The sequence below is a fragment of the Paenibacillus rhizoryzae genome (assembly GCF_059686995.1).
In genome coordinates, this window is record NZ_JCAALT010000004.1 from 666949 (window position 1) to 684402 (window position 17454).

Consider the following 17454-nt stretch of genomic DNA (forward strand, 5'->3'; position numbering starts at 1 on the left):
CTATAGGTCAGCTTATGCGTTCACAAGCAGCGTTTTGCCCGCGAACCAAGCCGTAATCCGCTGATTAATGGCTTCTTCCGAAAGCTCCGGCAAAATGCGGTGCTCGGCTACCAGATCATACAAACGATCCATCGGCTCGCGCGGATCGGCTTTCTTCGCTTTCGCGTCGTTCTTCAGCACATCCCAAACGGACAATACGTAGCCGCGGTGGTTGATGTCCTGTTTATTGAAGAAATGGTGCAGGCGCTCCACGTCCTCCAAGAACTCGCTGCCGAAACGTGTATGCGCATCGCCGCGAAGCAAAGCAATTTCCGCTTCGTACATTGGACGCTGCGTTTTGTCTTCTTGACCAATCCACGGCGTCTCAAGGATAAACGGACGTCCTTTAAGCGCTTCATGATGCACGATATTGCGAATCGCATCGTGTCCGATCCAGCCGGCACCGATCGGTGCATGACGGTCTTTGCCCGCTCCGCGCGGATTTTTACTGTCATTAACGTGCACAACTGCGACGCGGTTAAGGCCAACAATGCGGTCAAACTCGGTCAGTACGCCATCGATATCATCGACGATGTCATAACCGGCATCATGCATATGGCATGTATCCATACAAACTGTAAGGCGTTCGTTGGCAGCTACTTTATCAATGATGGCTGCAAGCTCATCGAAGCTGCGACCGATTTCAGTGCCTTTGCCTGCCATCGTTTCCAGAGCGATGTTCACGTTTGTTTCTTTCGTACCATTTAGCACTTCATTCAAGCCTTCCGCAATGCGAGCAATTCCGTATTCCGCATCCTTGTCCGTATAAGCACCTGGATGAAGCACGATGTTGCGTACGCCGATCGCGTCAGTACGGCGAATTTCTTCCTGCAGGAAGCGGACCGCCAACTCGAACGTATCGTCTTTGTAAGAACCGAGGTTTACGATGTATGGGGCATGAACGACGATCTCGTCGATTCCTGCCTTGCCCATTGCGTCTCTTCCATCGGGAATATATAAATCTTCAATCGGTTTACGCCGTGTATTCTGTGGTGCTCCGGTGTAAATCATGAATGTACTTGATCCGTAGGATACGGCTTCATTAGCTGCTGTTAACAGACCTTTATCGGAAAATGAAACGTGGGATCCGATTTTTAACATGGACTCATTCGCTCCTTTCGTTACAAGGCACGGACCACTGTGTGTCCGGTTCCTCGCAAACGCTTGTCCTTCCTATTTTACAAGGAATGCTCAAATAAATCTAGGCGTATGACCCCAAGGAAAGTTTGGATGCATGCATAGCGTGTTAGAAAATGCCATGTCGGTTGCGGGAGATAGACGTCATCGCTTATAATGGAAACAATTTGTTATGTATAATTCGCATATCTGAGTTAGCTAGAGGTGAATCGATCGAATGGCACCAAATTGGTTTATGTATTTTATATTGTTTTGGGCAGTTGTAATGATCGGCTTTATGTCGATCGGCGGCTATTTTATGTTCCGTAAATTCCTTAAAGTGCTCCCGATGCGAGATGGCAAATCGAAGCTCGATTGGCAGAACTATTGGGTAGAGCGCAGCCGCGGCATGTGGCCTGAGGACTCCAAGAGTTTTCTGGATCAGCTCGTCTCTCCTGTACCAAGCGCTTTTCGGGACATTGCGAGACATTCCATTGCAGCCAAAATCGCTCAAGTAGCCGTTGAAGGCGGTGCATCGGAAGTATCGCGCAATCACTGCATCGAAGGTTATATTCGGGCGACACCTAAGCGGGATTACCGGAGCTTAATCTCTTTTCTGGATAGGGAGAAGATCGACTATTCCGCCTATACACATTTACTCAATAAATAAGCCGCCCGCTTGGGCGGCTTTTGCAGTATTATTGAAGCAATTGGATGCTCTCAGTGGAGTTAAAGGAGGTCACTTTAGATGAAGGTAGCCGTCACCGGAGGAACGGGATATGTCGGGACCATGCTTGTCGATGCACTTCTAAAGCGGGGTGATGAAGTATGGATTATCTCCAGATTTGAGAAGCAGATGGGCTCGAATCCGAAGCTGCATACGATCACTTGGTCCAAACTGGCCGACTCTCCCGTTAAGCTGGAAGGGATCGACGCAATCGTCAATCTGGCAGGGGAATCCATCAGCCGCCGCTGGACGAAAGAAGGCAAATCCGCTATTTTGCAATCGAGGTTAAATGCTGCACGCGCGATAGGTAAAGTTGTAGAATCACTTCAGCGTAAGCCCTCCGTTGTTATAAACGCATCGGGGATCTCCATCTATGGTACAGATGGCAGTAAAGCAAGCGATGAGTGGAGCCCTGCTCGCGTAACTGATTTCCTCGCATCTGTCGTAGAGAAATGGGAAGCCGCTGCGGATCGCATCGAGGTCAAGCGGCTTGTGAAGCTGCGGATCGGACTTGTGCTCGGCATGAAGGGAGGCGCCTTCCCGAAGATGCTGCTGCCCTATCGGTTATTGGCAGGCGGTAGAATAGGAAGCGGCAAACAGTGGATTCCTTGGATTCATGAAGACGATATGATTCGACTGATTCTGTTCTGCCTCGATGAGCCGGAAGTTCAGGGACCGGTTAATGCATGTGCGCCAGAGCCGGTAACGAACGATGAATTTGGAAGAGCCATCGGCAAGGCCATGAGAAGACCGCATTGGTTTCCGGTGCCGGCATTCTTGCTCAAGGCATTGCTCGGTGAGCTGTCTTTCCTGCTGCTGGAAGGATCGAGAGCGGTCCCGCGCAAATCGCTGGAGCTTGGATTCGAGTTCCGCTACGATACAGTACGAGATGCATTGCGGCAGTTAATTACCGGGAAGTAAGAGATTTCTTGAATAATAGGCCTTATATCGCATGTACTTCACCTTAGGGGACTGCCCTTCATCCTGCTTGCCTTGCGGGACCGGAGGGTAAGTCCGCTCGAAATTTATAGGTCGGTCCTCTATCGCCGGCTAACTGGATCGAATCGTTATCATTCAAAGGATAGACTTTGTATGGAATCATAGTCACTCCATTAAGGGTACTTCCATTTCGAGAGCCCATATCTTTCACCAACCAGCTCTCCTGCTTTACGCTAAGTTCCAGATGCGCTCTGGAAATACCGGCTGACAAGTCCATATGGTTCACTCCCTCACTCGCACGGCCGATGACAAAGTGGATCTGTTCCAGTTTAACAACCACCGCTGATTCTCCTTCTATAGTACGCTCAAGATATGGAGCACTCTTATTATCCACTTCACTTTGCGGTTCTGCATTCTGGCCGAGCAGTACGGTTGCGTCGCTTGTCGATGCTTCAAGAGAAGCTGTCTTTCCGATGAGAGGAGCAGATGTATAAGGTAATGGCATGCCGTTTGACTTACCTTCGGAATGGATATCTTCATCCATAGATTCTTCACGGTATAAGTTCAACCGCTTTTGTTTAATGTGGATTGGTATGGAGTTTGGGACGAAACCATCCTCGTCCGACCATTCCTGCCTCTCTTTCCATCCATCGCGACTTTCTTCCTTCCTCGTGTCAGAACTTATCCTTCGATTCACAATTAAACATGCCGCTGCTGTCATGAATGTCAAACCAGAGCAAATGAACAGACTGGTATTAGACGGGGATGGCAAATAGAGAAATCTCCAAATGACTGCAGTGACAATAAGCCCAGCCGCTCCCAGCATCCAACCCTTCTTTATTGAAGAAGCCACTTGCTCTTGGACAGGCACTTCCATGATCGGAAGCTCGAATCCCCCTTGGTTACGCTCACTTGCCCCTTCCTTTTGGAAAGTAACCTGAGCTCTAGGTGGCACAGATTTGTTCTTTATTACGAACCGATCATGATTAGCTGGAGGTGCAGCCATATCGCCTGGCATTCCTTTGGCTTGATCTAATGAGGTACCATGACTATGATTTAGCGATTCTTCGTTCACTGACTCCCTATATTCACTTCCAAGAAGCGCTAGCAGAGTCCGCCTAAGCTGTCCCCATGACACATACTCGCCTCTTAAATGCTGAAAGATTTGCTGTAAACCCGCTCCATCAGGCTGCACAATGTAACCAACCCAGCGAATAGCCATTGCGAGCACCGCTTCACCTGCTGACGATACGATAGTTGTATCTCGGAGCGGCACGTACACGAGCTCTGCATCCTCCCAATGATCTCCGATGTAAATGTACTGCTCGTGCAGCATAAAGCCTTCTTCGCGCAGCATGTATTGCTTGCAGTCATCCAGTACTTCTACGATAGCAAGCAGCAAGGCATAGAATTGAATCATTGTCAGCTGCTGAGTTTGCAAGCGATGCAGTAAGATTCGTTTGCCATTCAATCGATACCGGAAAGTCATCTTTCCATCGATATCGACCCACTCCACGGGCAGCAATTTGGGAATACGCTGGCTTTGCAGCATCTTGATTTCAATTGGATCCAGCTGCTCCCTCGAAATGCCGGATTCCAAATCAACGATCATTTCTAGTCCGCGCTTCATCGTAAAATCGACCTTTAACTCTTTAAACACCATAGACGTTTCTCTCCTTTCTATCCGTTGAACAGCGAATCGCCCATGAAGAAGCAAGCCGTAATTGCCCCAGGCACCACTGCGATCATAAACGGAAACCGCAAACCGTCCTTCTTCAGAGTCATGAAACCAGCTGTACGTAGGTTTCGATTTAAAGCAAACAGCGTGACCGTAAATACCATCAGTCGTTTGGCAAAGGCTTGATTCATGACTAGAACTACGATTCCAAACAGCCCCCCATACAAAATGGAATACATAAGGACTTGCAAGGAGGCAGCCGCACCAACAAGCGAACCGAGTGCTCCGAACAGCTTCACATCCCCCGCACCAATGCCCTTCAGCATATACAAGGCAAGCAGTGGAAGCATGCCGGCTATTGCCCCCATTAAGGAGAACGCCACTCCACGCAAGCCTTCACTGCTCAAATGATAAATGAGTCCAGAGGCAAAGAAAGCTACAGTCAATTTGTTCGGTATGCGCATTGCCCGTATATCACAGACAAAAGCAAATCCAATCAGCAATGCTGACAAAATGAACTCGATATGAGCCATCATCCGAAACCTCCGTCCCACTCTACTGTAAAGCTTTCCTTTTCTCCACTACAAAATGTCTGGCCGCTCGCGCTGAACCTTCACTTGCCGTAACGATAAGCTCCCATACACCTGGAGTGGTGTTGCCTGATATTAGCCATGTCCATTCCGCTAATCCTTCGTTATCTGTATAGGTATCGCCTAGATGCTTAGCCACGCTATGCCCGCTCTTGTAAATGACTTGAATGGACAGCTTTCTGCCTGGACTGGTTTGGACGACAACCCGTGCCTTGCGACCAGGATTAACCGGTGAAGGTTCAAGAATTATGATTCGGATTGGAGCTTCATCGGATTGTTCCTGTTTTTGATCAAGCGGCGCTGGAATTGAATCGCGCACCCAAACCCGTTCCTCAGCACGTTCCCTTAGTACGATCCTCTTCTTCGTAAACGGAAATCCAAGCTTAAACGTATATTCTGCCTCGATGAGTAGGGAAAATTCTGATTTATTCTTCAAATCTGGGAGCGATAACTTACTGAGATGCAACTCCTGAGGATCGAGAACAGACTTATCGGCTTCTTGGCGAAGCAGCGGTTCGATAATACCCCTTCCGGCTTCTGTAGCTGCTGCATCCACTACCGGCTTCCAATCCCCCCGCATTGCTGAAGCGAGCAAGAGACCGGCCGGAGCTGGCAGCCAATCCTCCAGCTTCTCAGCAATAAAATCGACTCCAGGTAATTGTTCCATTACCGGTACAGCAGCTCCTGATTCTGTATCTGCTTCTGCCTGTGGCTGAGGCTGCAGCTTCCTCGCCGAAATTTCTGACGATCCCGATGCTTGTGTGTCTCCCTCAGGTACGTTCAATTTCTGCAGAGCTAGATCGACAGGGTGGATATTCGCCGCAGCCTGTCTTACCGTTTGCGAAACTGTACTATGAAGCGCCATTTGCACCGTATTAAGCCGAATCAAGCAAATAAAGAACATAACGACCATCAGCACAATCGGAAGTATCAAAGCCGCTTCCAATGTGATGCTCCCTGTTTCGCCGCACCGTCTACCCGTACGACCAGCCAATGGTATGCGTCGCTTCATAACGGTTGCCCTTCACCTTTCCGCTCAGAACTCCTGCGCTAGTAAAGCTCTTCATGAGCCCGGGCAAAAACCATAACTTCACGGAAGAGGTCAGCTCTCCCGTCAAACCTGTAGAAACGCTCGATAATGAAACGCCGCCTAAATTACGCTCGATGACAGCGATGACGCGAGCTGTCCTGGCTTCGCTGCTGCCATGCAAAATCAGGAAAACTCTTAAATAATCCAAATAACTTAATTTCACAGGAACATACTTGGATAGCTCCACTTTCCCCTGCTGCGAAATCGTGGTCATATCTGCAAGCGACTTTTCTAATCCATAGAGCACCGCGGCGGAAAGAATTAATAATGGATGTCCCAGCCCTTTGCATGCAATGAACCCTTCCATTGTTCGAATCGCAAGCCTCGCAGCAAACAGCTCACCATATGCGGCGGCCACATTCGCGGCAGGCTCATGATAGCCATACAAAATATATTCAACCTCTTGATGCTCGAGTGCAAGCGCGGAAGAGAATGCTTCATTACCCGCTTGCTCCCCTCCTGGCGAAGAGGTGAACAGCTTAGGATCAAACGAATGAAATCGATGAACGATATATTCATTCACGTAAAGCGGATCTCTGATGCCTTCAAGAGCATCTGCCATCCCTGTGAAGATCGTTCCCATAGAAGTCATGGATAGCCTTGCTTTTTCACCTGCGTCTGCGTCTGCTTCTACGTCAACAGCCTGATCTTGAAGCGGCGACGCTGCTGCTTCATTGAATTTCAAATTCGCTTGCATTCTCTCTTTCACTTCGCGAAAGGCTTCACGGTGGTCCTCCTGATTCAGGGAAGATGTCATGGATTGCAGTTGCTGCTTCACTTGCCCCCATTTGGACTCGGCTGCCGCTTCATTCGATTTTCGTTCCTGATCATTGGATTGCCGACTTTCCGTCTCCGTCTGCCTGCGCTGGATGACGGTTCCCGGTTGAAGATAGCGATCCTCGTAGCTGTGATACGCATTCTCGAGCTTCTGATAGGATTCGCTCAATAATCCGGACCTGCCAGTTCCCCCGAGTGCAGTTAGAACCTCTTGATGGAACGATGCACTCATTGTACCTACCTGCTGAATATCTTCTGTTTGCTGATTCAGTTCTTTCTCATAAGCTTCAAACCAGGCTTGTTCCAGCACGAGCCCTTCCGCGGCATCACGTGACTCTCGAAAAGGCGACAGCTCACCGGATTGCTGAACAGTGAGCTGCTGATTCATCCGGTCATATCCATCGCCGGTTCCTTCTTCTCTCATCCGCTTAATCGCATCTTCCATAGCCCTGTTCAGACCCTCTGCTTCTTGCAGCAAAATCACTGCCTTGCGCTCCGATTCACGTTGACGTATTATCGCATCATCCAGCACGGCTATAATGGAATTAGCTTCATTACTCGCATAGCTCCGATAAAAGTTAATCGCATCCACTCGAAGAGGGGGCAAATCCTCCATTGCGCGTATCGTATCTTCACTAATCCACTGCTCGTAGGAGCCGTATAGGCTCACAATTTTACTAGCCGAACCGCTAATCTGTGATCCCACCGCTTTATTGACACCGGCGGCGGCTTGTTTCTGAATCGTAATCACTTCCTGCAGCCGTTTCTCCCGTTCATCGTAAAGCTGTCGAAGCCGCTCCAGCAATTCCACAGACAACGAGGCTTCCTTCATTACCGAAGCCATCGGTGCAAACTTTGAAGCTACCTCCAATGTGAAATCGATCGGCGCTTTGTATTTCATTTCCTCCAGCACCTGTCTGCTAAACACCTGTTGATTGCCTAATACCTCATAGCTGTCCACATGCGATGCTTCCGTTCTTCCGTCAAGAAGTCTGAAGCCGCCCTCATCCGAAGTCCAGTTATGTGACACGGCTTGGGCAAACAACTCACTCCGATCAGAACCGCCTGTACCGAATAGCCCATATTGCTCGTATAATGCCCCGTCATAGGCTGATAAAGCGGAACGAATACCGGATTGCGCAGCGAGCCTGCCCTGTTTCTCAAAAGCTGCAATTCGCGCAAAATCGATGAGCATCGCCGTGAACAACAGCATGGCTGCTGTCGATACGATCAAGTAAATCGAGACAGCGCCGTCACTGTTTCTCCGGAAAAATGTCGGGTTAAGGGCATCATGCCGACTTCTATCATTCCATCGGTGCATTTCATCTGCCTCCTATTGCGCCAGATCCTGAAGGGATTGCCGATTATGCAGCACTTCACGGGCTTGTTGCTTGCCTTGCTCCGACTGACCGGCAAATCTTCCTGCGTAATAACGGACGAGGTCCACATTTCGTATGAGCTCAACGGGGTCGACTATGAGGGCATCCGTTACAGCCCTCGGCTCCGAATGACCAAGAACAGCTTCCAGAGGAGGGAGCGATAATGGCTGACGAAGCTGCACTTCAATTCGTTTCACCCAAACACCGCCATACATCATGACCCCTTCGAACGGATTCCGAACTTTGACTGCTCCTAATTCCATCTTCTTGAGGGGAAGCGCAACATTAGTTGTTTCGCTGGCATCTTCTCCAGAAGCTCTGTCAGAGCCGTCCCCAATCGGGATACTCAAGCTGCTCGGATTGGGACTTTCCAATCCGAACAACGTCTGTAGTGCACCATTATCAGACAGTCGCCAATATAAGCCATCATACTTCCCGGTTACGCCTATGCCACTGACAGCTTCTCTAGCACTGTTATCCCAGCGGAACGCGGTTCTCTCAGCCGTTTGTGAAGCAACTGTATAAAGGACAACCTTCTGGTAGGTATACATACCAAGCATGAGTAGTGTGATTAATGCAACGAAAATCATGGGAAACACCATACTTGCTTCAAGCGTAAAGCTTCCTTCCTCCTGCGCTGCCAGTGCACGCCACCTTGCAAGACTAGTTGAAAATTTCGTTCGCTTTATCATCCGCATCGCCCATCAATTTCTCCATCAACGCGATAATCCAGTCCTTGAAAAGCAGCGCCAATATAATGACTACCGCAATGATGAGCACGATCTCAAGCGTACCAAGGCCCTCCTCGTCATTCCAAAATGTACGCAGTGCGTTCTTCCTCTTCTCCATATTCAACCGCTCCTCTAGTAGTAATAGTTATCCGCGCATCATTAAGATCGCGGGTGAGGCGACAAGCACCATGAGTACCATAAAGATACCGACAAGCGGAAACACAAGCTTCGAGGAAGCCTCTTCACCTCTCGCACGAGCAACGGATTTACGCTTCTCCCATAAGGAATAAGAGAGCTCCTTCAAAGAAAGGACAAGCTGATCGCCTCCCCGGCGATAATTGAGCAGCAGCGTGGTCGTAAAAAGCGATACCTCCTGCACGCCGCAGCGCCTGCTCAACGTCTCCATTGCCGCCGCAAAGGACTCGCCATTACGCACGGCTTCGTTCACTTTACGAAGCTCAATGAACAGCGGATTTCCGCTTTTCTCATCCTTCCGTTCACTTGCTCGCACTAATGCCCGCTGCAGCGTCTCTCCCGCTCCGAGAAGCAGCATCAGCTTGCTGATGACCTCCGGCAGCAGCAGTAAAATGTCCTGCTTGCGGCGCTCCACTTTCGCGGCGGTATCCCGCCATTTTGCCGCAGGCAGAAGGACGCCAAGCAGCATGCCGATATACAGCATCGTCTGCTCCTTGCTGAGAACACTAAGCCATGCTCCGGCACATGCTGCCGTATAACCTGTCCCAATGGACAAAGCGATGAAACCATTTGTGGCATCGACCGTCCAGTTCCGCCCGTTAAGAATGAACAGTCTGCCGTGCAAGCTCGCAAGAAATGGCTGCATTCGGTTTAGCAATCCGCTCTGATCCAGCAAGAAGCGAAAGGGGAGCATGAATAACCGTTCTGTTACGCCTAACCGGCTTCTCTTGTCATGTCTCTTGCATCGCAGCAGAGCCCAACTCCATAAAGCCGTAAGTAGTGACCCAATAGTAATGGACAGCAGCAAGCCGCCAACTCCCTCCAACAATTACATGCGAATGTTCATGATTCTCGTCATCAGCATGAAGCAAAGTACGAGAAGAATGAGCGCTGCCGTCAAAATGACGTAACCGATTCCGCTGTACAAAGGTGCCATATAGTCTGGCGCAGTTAGGCTAAGGAACGCTAGGAAAACAAACGGTACAACCATCATAATGCGAGATTCCAGCCGCTTCTGCGCTACCATGACGGCGATTTCCTGCTGCACATCCAGCTTCTCACCGATCATCTGAGATGTACGCCTGATCACTTCAACCAAATCACCGCCGGATCGTTTGCAGGTTGTAAAGACGTCGGTGAACTGTGAAATATCATCCAGTTGTGCACGCTGGCTGAAATCGATCAACCCGTGCTCAAGCGATTCCCCATAGCCCATTCTCGCCGAAAGAATTTCAAATTCGACTAATATCTCCGTCTTCGGATTCGGGTAGAGCAGTCTTAGATCCTCGAGTGCGGTGACGAAAGCATTCTCGACAGAACGCCCTGCGGCAAGTGAAGATGCAATTGAATAGAGTGCTTCTTTAAATTGAATAGCCAACCGAACCTTACGCTGCTCCAGCAAGGAGCGCCTGTGGATACGAGGAGCCATGATTCCCGCTAACGACAGCACTAGTGCTGCAATAACAGAACGATAAAACAAGAACGCGGCAACAAAAACCAGAAAACCTCCAACAACCGCTGCTGTCCCGAATTGCCGTCTGGACAATTGGTACTCCCAATAGCAAGGCAACACCTCAGCACTTGCGGATGTGGTTGCGGTTGAGGTTGAGGTTACGGTTGCACCTGTACCTGTACCTGCACCTGCACCTACACCTACACCTGAACCTGTTCTTGCACTTGCGCCTCCTACTTGAGCCGGACTAGCCCATCCCAGCCAAAGCTTCCAGTCAGCTCGCGTACCCTTCAAGTCCCTTCACCTTCCGCAACTTCAGCTGCAATCTCAGCTTCAACATCAGCCATTCCCGCCATCCGCAGCTTCCATGTCCGGTGCAAGCTGCTTTTCTCGCAGCGTCGCAATGCACCGAGAACCCGACCTTCTTGCTCACCTTTTTCTTGAAACCGGTAAAGAGATTGCAGCACTACCTCTCCTTCACGAACACCGACTACCTCGGAAATTTCAATGACTCGCCTTGAACGATCGCGTAAGCGAGAGAGGTGCACGATAATATCGATGGCCGAGCCAATTTGCTGCCTAATTACGGCAATCGGCAATTCGGCGCCGCTCAGCACCATCGTTTCCAGACGAGCAATCATATCTCGGGCGCTGTTGCTATGTCCGGTGGATAAGCTTCCATCATGTCCGGTGTTCATAGCAGCCAGCATATCGATTGCTTCGCCGCCCCGTACTTCGCCCACAATGATCCGATTCGGCCTCATTCGCAGCGAAGCTCGAATCAGCTCCCTCATGGCAATGGCACCCTTCCCTTCGGTGTTCGCGTTACGCGTCTCCAGCGAGACCAAATTCGGAACCGAGCGAATTTGCAGTTCTGCTGCATCTTCTATGGTTACGATCCGCTCATCCTTCGGAATGAACTGGGTTAGCGCATTAAGAAAGGTTGTTTTGCCCGAGCCTGTCCCTCCGCTGATGAAAATGTTGTACTTCGCCTTCACAAGCTTGCCAAGCATGGCAGCGGCCTCCGAAGTAAGCGCCCCACGCGCGATCAGATCATCCATCAGCATCGGACGCTCGGGAAACTTTCGGATCGTCATGGTCGGTCCTTTCAAAGCAACCGGCGGCAGCACGATGTGTACCCTAGACCCATCTTTCAACCTGGCATCAACAATCGGTGTAGATTCATTCACTACGCGATTGACGCCCGCTACTACGGATTGAATCAAATCCTCCAGCCGCTCTTTACTTTCAAAAACAATCGGTACCCTCAGCAGTTGTCCCCCACGCTCCACAAACATTTCCTTATGGGAGTTGATCATGATCTCCGTAACGGACGGATCGTCCATCAACGGTTGTATGAGATCCAAGCCGCGAAAGGAATGAAACAGCCTTCGGACAAGTTGAATTTTCTCGCCCGCAGTAATCGGATGATCCACACACCACCGAAAAACTTCTCGTTCAATTCGCGAGCTGAACTCTTCGTCTGACATCGCGCTTCCAAGCTCAAGCTGATTGCGAATTCGTTCCTTGAGCAGTTGGACTGTTTCTTCGTTCAGAGGCGACACTGGAATCACCTCCCGGCTTCAGTGCGCCAAGTTTACCGAGCAGCGATTCAATAGCTCCGCGATACTGCGGAGCATCGAACCACCCGGTCCCACCCTGTTGTCCGAAAGCTGCCCATTCCTTTACAAAAGGTACAGAGGCTGTAATCGATAATGAAGCCATCTTGCCGCTTTGCCATTCCGCTTCCGGACTGCCGAATGGCTTCAGCTGGATAAATCGAAATTTCGGCTTCGACGCCATAAAGGAAAGGCCAATCTTCTGTTCGCCATACTGCATAGCTAACTCTGTCTTGCGCAAGCTGCTCGGGTCATTCGATACGAGCCAGAGCACATGGCGGCTTGCATGGAACGTACCGAAGTGTACGTCATCCAATCGGCTGTCCAAATCAACCACAATCATGTCGTATTCCGCAGTTCCCTTAATGGCAGCGAGCAGTCTCTCCACTTGCTCAGCCGTAAGGGAGAGTCGCTCCTCCGCATTCTCGCATGGCACGATAAAATCAATGCCAAGCCAAGGATGACGTTTGCGCAGCGCAATAATTTGCGCAGCTGCTTTATCAGGAGCAGCTTGCAGCGCATACAACAAATTCGAGAAATCTTCCCGTCCATCTCTGCCATCCCAGAGCGGCGCTGCATTCCACTGCTCCAGGTTCAAATAAAAGACGCGGGCACCGCAAGCGGATGCCTGCCTTGCAAGCTGCAACGCAAGCGTCGTCTTCCCGATTCCACCTGCAGGGGAATACACCGAAATGATGCTTGTCCCGCCGGCCGCCTCATCCTCGGCACCCTCAACCACCAGCTTCACTGCATGCTGCTCAGACGAAGCATAAATGGCCGCGAACGATTGCAGCAGCTGAGGCAGAGGCTGGTATTGGAGCACCTGATGCTTATGCTGCGAATATCCGATCTGTCCCACAAGCGCTGCCGATAACACATTCTCCGTCAACTCGCCCAGCTCATCCAATAGGCTCGGCTGTGCCACGAGTAGATCAACGGCATATCCTCCGCGTAAATAGCTGCGAAGTGCTGCCGGATTCGTAAAAGCTGTTAACTGCCAGCCTGCTCCGAAGGAGCCCAGTCGAATAAAATCGCCAAGTCGTTCAAGATAACTCGATTCTTGCACAGCAACAATGAGATTTCGCTTGCTCACGGATCAATCTCACACTCCCTTCGGCATCCTGAAAAATAAAAAGGACGCAAAAAAGCACCATAACTACGCAGATCATCTGCGCGTTACGGTGCTTCCGTAGCGTCCTTGTACAATTGACCATAATTTACCACATTTTTCACGTTGGAGTCAACCTATTCTCGCACATTTTAAGAAGTCGATTTCCTAAATTTCGTAGTTGCTTATCTTTTGTAAGTGTACTATACTATTGTAAGTTAGATCTGTAAAGTAAGTTACTTATTTTTACATTCATTCCATTTGGAGAGGGAGATACCTAAAATGAACCAACACAATACTGTAGCGGCACCATCCGCTGAGCAAGTTATGCGCGAGCGTCATTCCGTACGCCAATACAAAAGAGACGTGGTTATTCCTGAAACAACATTGAACGAAATTCTTGAGCTGGCTGCAACTGCACCGTCGTCTTGGAACCTGCAGCAATGGCGTTTCCTCGTTATCCAAGACCAAGCGCAGAAAGATCTTGTTCGTCCGATCGCTTACGGCCAACAACAAGTATCCGACGCTTCGGCTGTAATCGTTATTCTTGGCGACTTGCAAGCGCAAATCACAGGACGCGAAATCTTTGACGGCATGCTTGCAGCAGGTCATGTTTCGCAAGAAATCCGTGACAATATGGTTAGTCAAATCGAAGGCGCTTATTCGTTCGAGCAAGTTGCACGCGACGAAGCGAACAAGAATGCAGGTCTTGGCGCTATGCAGCTCATGCTGGCAGCTAAAGCTAAAGGGTACGACACTGTAGCAATGGGCGGTTTTGACAAAGCGAAGCTCGTTGAAGCTTTGAACATCCCGGAACGTTTCATTCCGGTTATGATGATCGCAATCGGCGAAGCAGCTGCACCGGGCCGTCCAACTCCTCGTTTGCCGCTTAGCAAATTGGTTATCAACGAATCGTTCTAATATTTTACCCACACAAACAAACAACAAATCCAGCACGAAATAACGAAAGCCCTCCGTTCTCTCTAGACGAGATACGCGAGGGCTTTCTTGTGTAGGACACGATTAATGAATCGAATGTTCATCCTGTGCCACAGCCGTTCCGCCAAATAATGGAGTCGGCGGCAGCGCAGCATGCTCTCGGTCGAAGAACAATGAGATTTCGCGTGCAGCACTTGCATCCGAGTCCGATCCGTGAACAATATTGCCCGAGATATCCATCCCAAAGTCGCCCCGAATCGTCCCCGGTCCCGCTTCCACCGGATTCGTTTTGCCAATGATCGCACGTGCATTCTCAACGGCATGAGGACCTTGCCAGATCATGGCGCACACCGGTCCGGACGTTAAATAATCGACCAATTCGCCGAAGAAAGGCTTTGACTTAAGCTCTCCGTAATGCGTCTCAGCAAGCTTCCGGTCAATTCTACGCAGCGAAATCGCGGCCAGCTCGAAGCCCTTCTGCTCGAAACGTGTAATTATAGGGCCAATCAGCCCTCGCTTTACACCATCAGGCTTCACCATCACAAATGTCTGCTCTACTTGCATTCTCTCAAACCCCTTCCATAAGCGGACCTACCCCTATCCTGATCCAGTGACAGAAAAACGGCGCCGTCACCCATAAGGCCGCACCGTTCTCTATCCATCAGTATTCCACATTATGTCAGGTTTTATGCCTATCTCTCCATCAAACCTTATACTTCTTCGGTCAGAGCCAGGAACTCTTCTACGTCCACCAAAGCCAGCTTGACCGCTTCACGCCAGAAGTCCGGTTCATCCAAACGTACGCCAAGATGCTTTTGCGCCAAATCCTCAACCGCCATTAAACCGGTATCGCGAAGCAGCGCGACATAGCGGTCCGCAAAGGACTCGCCTTCTTTCTTCGCTTGTGCATAGATACCGCAGCTGAATAAATACCCAAATGTATACGGGAAGTTGTAGAAAGGTACATCGGTCAAATAGAAATGCAATTTCGATGCCCAGAAATGCGGATGCAGCTTGCCAAGCGCGCCGCTGAACCCTTCCTGCTGCGCTTCTTCCATGAGTTTGCACAGCTCGTCTTTGGTCAGCATACCCTGCTTACGCTGCTCATAGAAGCTCTTCTCAAACAAGAAACGAGAGTGAATATCCATAAAATAAGAAACCGCATTATTCAGCTTATCATCGAGCAGCGCCAGCTTCTCTTCCCGGCTGACGGCTGCCTTTAGCGCGGAATCAGATACGAGCATCTCGGCAAAAGTTGACGCCGTTTCTGCTACATTGCTCGCATACTCCTGTGCCAGTGGCGGCAAATCATTCATGACATGCTGATGATACGCATGTCCCAGCTCATGGGCAAGCGTCGAGATGTTCGACGGCGTGCCGGAATAGGTCATGAAAATCCGCGTTTCCTCGCTTTTCGGAAACGAAGTGCAGAACCCGCCCGGACGTTTGCCAGGACGATCCTCCGCTTCGATCCATGCTTCGCGGAACGCCATCTCCGTAAACGACGCCAAATCCGGACTGAACGCACGGAACTGCTCCGTAATGAACGCCGCTGCCTCACTGTACGGCACTGTCTTGCTTGCAGAACCAAGCGGTGCGCTAACATCATGCCAATCCAGTTGGGAGAGTCCTAGCAGCTTCGCCTTGCGCTCCATATAGCGTACAAGGTGCGGCTTGCCTTCGGTTACGGCCGACCACATCGCATTCAGCGCAGCCTCGCTCATTCGGTTTATCGCAAGCGGCTCTTTGAGCGCCGAAACCCAGCCCCGCTTCTCGTACAGCTTCAAACGGAAGCCTGATATGCGATTAATCGTATCTGCGCACAGATCTCCTTGCTCGGACCATTCACGTTCCCACTCTGCAAAAGCACTCTCGCGCACGCTCCGATCACTATGACTAAGCCTATTATGCATTTGGCCGGCAGATAGCTGCTTCACGGCACCATCATTCTCGGTAACCTCGAATCGAATACGCGAAACGATCGTGTTATAGAAATCGCCCCAGCCGTGGTAACCGTCTACCGCCAGCTCCGCAGCCAGTGCTTCTTCTTTAGGAGGCAGCTTCTCTTTACCTGCTTCACGTCGCTCATTCAGTACGAAAGCAACCGGTGCGGCATCGGCTGAACGCAGCCAATTCCCCCAGCTCTCGTCGTCAGTCCGCAGCAGCAGCTCATCAAAATTTGTCAGTGCCCCGTTGAATTTCGCCGATAGGGTTTTGACTCGATCATTCAGCCCGTTAGCCGCAGTATCCTTCATCTGCTGTGCTTGCAAGCAGCCTACGAACGAGTCTGACTGCCGAATCCGGAGCAGTATCGATTGAACCGCCTCCGTCCAGCCTGACAGCTGTTCCGATGAAGCAGGAGCACCGCTTGCAGACGCCGCAGACAGTTCTCGTGTCAGGACATCGATGTCTCGCTCCATCCCGCTTAATTCCTCGCTAAATGCGGCAGAGCCGGAACCTCCCGCATAGATATTTTCTAAATTCCATGTTGTGGGTAATGTTGATTGCATAGGAGCCTCCTCTTTCTGCGCGTTGCGAATTCTATCGTCGCAGTGTATAACTGAATTATAACGTGATCATTGTCCCTTTTTCCATCCTATGCAGATCTGGGCGCTGCATATGCAGACAAGCCCCAAACGATAAGGAGTGTTTACGATGTCTCAACCACTGCAGCTTTCAGCGGAGACCGCGATTAAGCTGGCTAAGGAGTTGAATGTTCCACTGGAGCATTTGATGCATATGCCAAAGCATATTTTGCTGCAAAAGATTGCCGAGCTCGCGAAGAATGCCGCAAACGACACAGAGGATAAAGGAGCTTCAACGCCGTGATTCCTTTTGAGCGTGCCTGGCCTTATGACATCATTATGAAAGACGTGTATGTGCCGAGCTGCCCGTTCTGCAAGAAAGACAACGTCCTGCTGCCAATCAGACCCAAAGAGCTTGGCGATATTCGCACAGGCAAGAAAAGGCTTCTCGTCTTCCCCTGCTGCCATAACCGGGTAACCGTTATCGATGCGGATCAGGACTATCTCCTTACGGACACGACGCTTCGCCACGCATGATCTCGGTATCCC

Annotated in this window: 18 protein-coding genes; 5 read left to right on the plus strand and 13 right to left on the minus strand. The window is 50.4% G+C overall.

The annotated features are described in order from the left end of the window. Positions 1-12: 12 nt before the first annotated feature. Positions 13-1140, minus strand: a complete 1128-nt coding sequence (locus tag AC6ESO_RS15430; RefSeq protein WP_497092106.1) for a deoxyribonuclease IV — start codon at positions 1138-1140, stop codon at positions 13-15. A 253-nt stretch (positions 1141-1393) separates the two neighbouring features. Here AC6ESO_RS15430 and AC6ESO_RS15435 point away from each other — a divergent pair, with 253 nt between their 5' ends. Beyond that, complete coding sequence (locus tag AC6ESO_RS15435; protein ID WP_494820162.1) at positions 1394-1825, plus strand: DUF2621 family protein; 432 nt, start codon at positions 1394-1396, stop codon at positions 1823-1825. Positions 1826-1903: 78 nt separating this feature from the next. Further along, the gene (locus AC6ESO_RS15440; RefSeq protein ID WP_497092107.1) at positions 1904-2803 is read left to right on the plus strand and encodes a TIGR01777 family oxidoreductase; all 900 of its coding nucleotides are present in this window, start codon (positions 1904-1906) and stop codon (positions 2801-2803) included. Positions 2804-2861: 58 nt separating this feature from the next. Here AC6ESO_RS15440 and AC6ESO_RS15445 read toward each other — a convergent pair whose 3' ends face one another. The 10 genes from AC6ESO_RS15445 to AC6ESO_RS15490 all read right to left on the minus strand — a co-directional run bounded on the left by AC6ESO_RS15445 (position 2862) and on the right by AC6ESO_RS15490 (position 13426). Continuing rightward, positions 2862-4484: a DUF6382 domain-containing protein gene (locus tag AC6ESO_RS15445; protein WP_497092108.1), complete on the minus strand. Its 1623-nt coding sequence runs from the start codon at positions 4482-4484 to the stop codon at positions 2862-2864. Positions 4485-4501: 17 nt separating this feature from the next. Further along, positions 4502-5035 carry an A24 family peptidase gene (locus AC6ESO_RS15450; protein ID WP_497092109.1) on the minus strand — a complete coding sequence of 178 codons (534 nt, stop codon included), beginning with the start codon at positions 5033-5035 and terminating at the stop codon, positions 4502-4504. Positions 5036-5054: 19 nt separating this feature from the next. Continuing rightward, positions 5055-6101 (minus strand): TadE/TadG family type IV pilus assembly protein, encoded by a 1047-nt coding sequence (locus AC6ESO_RS15455; protein ID WP_497092110.1) that lies wholly within the window; start codon positions 6099-6101, stop codon positions 5055-5057. Then, positions 6064-8277, minus strand: a complete 2214-nt coding sequence (locus AC6ESO_RS15460) for a hypothetical protein (RefSeq protein WP_497092111.1) — start codon at positions 8275-8277, stop codon at positions 6064-6066. Before AC6ESO_RS15460 ends, AC6ESO_RS15455 begins: the two co-directional genes overlap by 38 nt. 12 nt (positions 8278-8289) lie before the next feature. Beyond that, positions 8290-9033: a hypothetical protein gene (locus tag AC6ESO_RS15465; protein WP_497092112.1), complete on the minus strand. Its 744-nt coding sequence runs from the start codon at positions 9031-9033 to the stop codon at positions 8290-8292. Next, the gene (locus AC6ESO_RS15470) at positions 8999-9184 is read right to left on the minus strand and encodes a Flp1 family type IVb pilin (RefSeq protein ID WP_497092113.1); all 186 of its coding nucleotides are present in this window, start codon (positions 9182-9184) and stop codon (positions 8999-9001) included. The genes AC6ESO_RS15465 and AC6ESO_RS15470 overlap by 35 nt, the downstream gene beginning before the upstream one ends. Positions 9185-9211: 27 nt before the next feature. Then, entirely contained in the window at positions 9212-9907 is a 696-nt protein-coding gene (locus tag AC6ESO_RS15475) for a type II secretion system F family protein (protein ID WP_497092114.1), read from the minus strand. Between the two features lie 183 nt (positions 9908-10090). Continuing rightward, the gene (locus AC6ESO_RS15480) at positions 10091-11008 is read right to left on the minus strand and encodes a type II secretion system F family protein (protein WP_497092115.1); all 918 of its coding nucleotides are present in this window, start codon (positions 11006-11008) and stop codon (positions 10091-10093) included. Continuing rightward, positions 11005-12270 (minus strand): TadA family conjugal transfer-associated ATPase, encoded by a 1266-nt coding sequence (locus AC6ESO_RS15485; RefSeq protein WP_497092155.1) that lies wholly within the window; start codon positions 12268-12270, stop codon positions 11005-11007. Before AC6ESO_RS15485 ends, AC6ESO_RS15480 begins: the two co-directional genes overlap by 4 nt. Then, on the minus strand, positions 12218-13426 hold the full coding sequence (locus AC6ESO_RS15490) for a P-loop NTPase family protein (RefSeq protein ID WP_497092116.1): 1209 nt from the start codon (positions 13424-13426) through the stop codon (positions 12218-12220). The genes AC6ESO_RS15485 and AC6ESO_RS15490 overlap by 53 nt, the downstream gene beginning before the upstream one ends. 297 nt (positions 13427-13723) lie before the next feature. Between AC6ESO_RS15490 and AC6ESO_RS15495 the strand changes: the two genes are divergently transcribed. Continuing rightward, complete coding sequence (locus AC6ESO_RS15495) at positions 13724-14362, plus strand: nitroreductase family protein (RefSeq protein ID WP_494820216.1); 639 nt, start codon at positions 13724-13726, stop codon at positions 14360-14362. Between the two features lie 102 nt (positions 14363-14464). Here AC6ESO_RS15495 and ndk read toward each other — a convergent pair whose 3' ends face one another. Then, positions 14465-14944, minus strand: coding sequence for a nucleoside-diphosphate kinase (gene ndk, locus AC6ESO_RS15500; protein WP_497092117.1), 480 nt, complete (start codon positions 14942-14944; stop codon positions 14465-14467). 146 nt (positions 14945-15090) lie between these two features. Further along, entirely contained in the window at positions 15091-16890 is a 1800-nt protein-coding gene (locus tag AC6ESO_RS15505; RefSeq protein ID WP_497092118.1) for a M3 family oligoendopeptidase, read from the minus strand. Positions 16891-17035: 145 nt separating this feature from the next. Here AC6ESO_RS15505 and AC6ESO_RS15510 point away from each other — a divergent pair, with 145 nt between their 5' ends. Together AC6ESO_RS15510 and AC6ESO_RS15515 are read left to right on the plus strand one after the other, a co-directional pair. Continuing rightward, positions 17036-17209 carry a YycC family protein gene (locus tag AC6ESO_RS15510; protein ID WP_494820219.1) on the plus strand — a complete coding sequence of 58 codons (174 nt, stop codon included), beginning with the start codon at positions 17036-17038 and terminating at the stop codon, positions 17207-17209. Next, positions 17206-17442 (plus strand): hypothetical protein, encoded by a 237-nt coding sequence (locus AC6ESO_RS15515; protein WP_475781146.1) that lies wholly within the window; start codon positions 17206-17208, stop codon positions 17440-17442. The genes AC6ESO_RS15510 and AC6ESO_RS15515 overlap by 4 nt, the downstream gene beginning before the upstream one ends. The last annotated feature ends 12 nt before the right edge of the window (positions 17443-17454 follow it).

Bases quoted from the DNA above. Each gene is read 5' to 3' on its own strand.
- AC6ESO_RS15430 (WP_497092106.1), bottom strand. From the start codon at position 1,140: ATGTTAAAAATCGGATCCCACGTTTCATTTTCCGATAAAGGTCTGTTA.
- AC6ESO_RS15435 (WP_494820162.1), top strand. From the start codon at position 1,394: ATGGCACCAAATTGGTTTATGTATTTTATATTGTTTTGGGCAGTTGTA.
- AC6ESO_RS15440 (WP_497092107.1), top strand. From the start codon at position 1,904: ATGAAGGTAGCCGTCACCGGAGGAACGGGATATGTCGGGACCATGCTT.
- AC6ESO_RS15445 (WP_497092108.1), bottom strand. From the start codon at position 4,484: ATGGTGTTTAAAGAGTTAAAGGTCGATTTTACGATGAAGCGCGGACTA.
- AC6ESO_RS15450 (WP_497092109.1), bottom strand. From the start codon at position 5,035: ATGATGGCTCATATCGAGTTCATTTTGTCAGCATTGCTGATTGGATTT.
- AC6ESO_RS15455 (WP_497092110.1), bottom strand. From the start codon at position 6,101: ATGAAGCGACGCATACCATTGGCTGGTCGTACGGGTAGACGGTGCGGC.
- AC6ESO_RS15460 (WP_497092111.1), bottom strand. From the start codon at position 8,277: ATGCACCGATGGAATGATAGAAGTCGGCATGATGCCCTTAACCCGACA.
- AC6ESO_RS15465 (WP_497092112.1), bottom strand. From the start codon at position 9,033: ATGCGGATGATAAAGCGAACGAAATTTTCAACTAGTCTTGCAAGGTGG.
- AC6ESO_RS15470 (WP_497092113.1), bottom strand. From the start codon at position 9,184: ATGGAGAAGAGGAAGAACGCACTGCGTACATTTTGGAATGACGAGGAG.
- AC6ESO_RS15475 (WP_497092114.1), bottom strand. From the start codon at position 9,907: ATGCAGCCATTTCTTGCGAGCTTGCACGGCAGACTGTTCATTCTTAAC.
- AC6ESO_RS15495 (WP_494820216.1), top strand. From the start codon at position 13,724: ATGAACCAACACAATACTGTAGCGGCACCATCCGCTGAGCAAGTTATG.
- ndk (WP_497092117.1), bottom strand. From the start codon at position 14,944: ATGCAAGTAGAGCAGACATTTGTGATGGTGAAGCCTGATGGTGTAAAG.
- AC6ESO_RS15505 (WP_497092118.1), bottom strand. From the start codon at position 16,890: ATGCAATCAACATTACCCACAACATGGAATTTAGAAAATATCTATGCG.
- AC6ESO_RS15510 (WP_494820219.1), top strand. From the start codon at position 17,036: ATGTCTCAACCACTGCAGCTTTCAGCGGAGACCGCGATTAAGCTGGCT.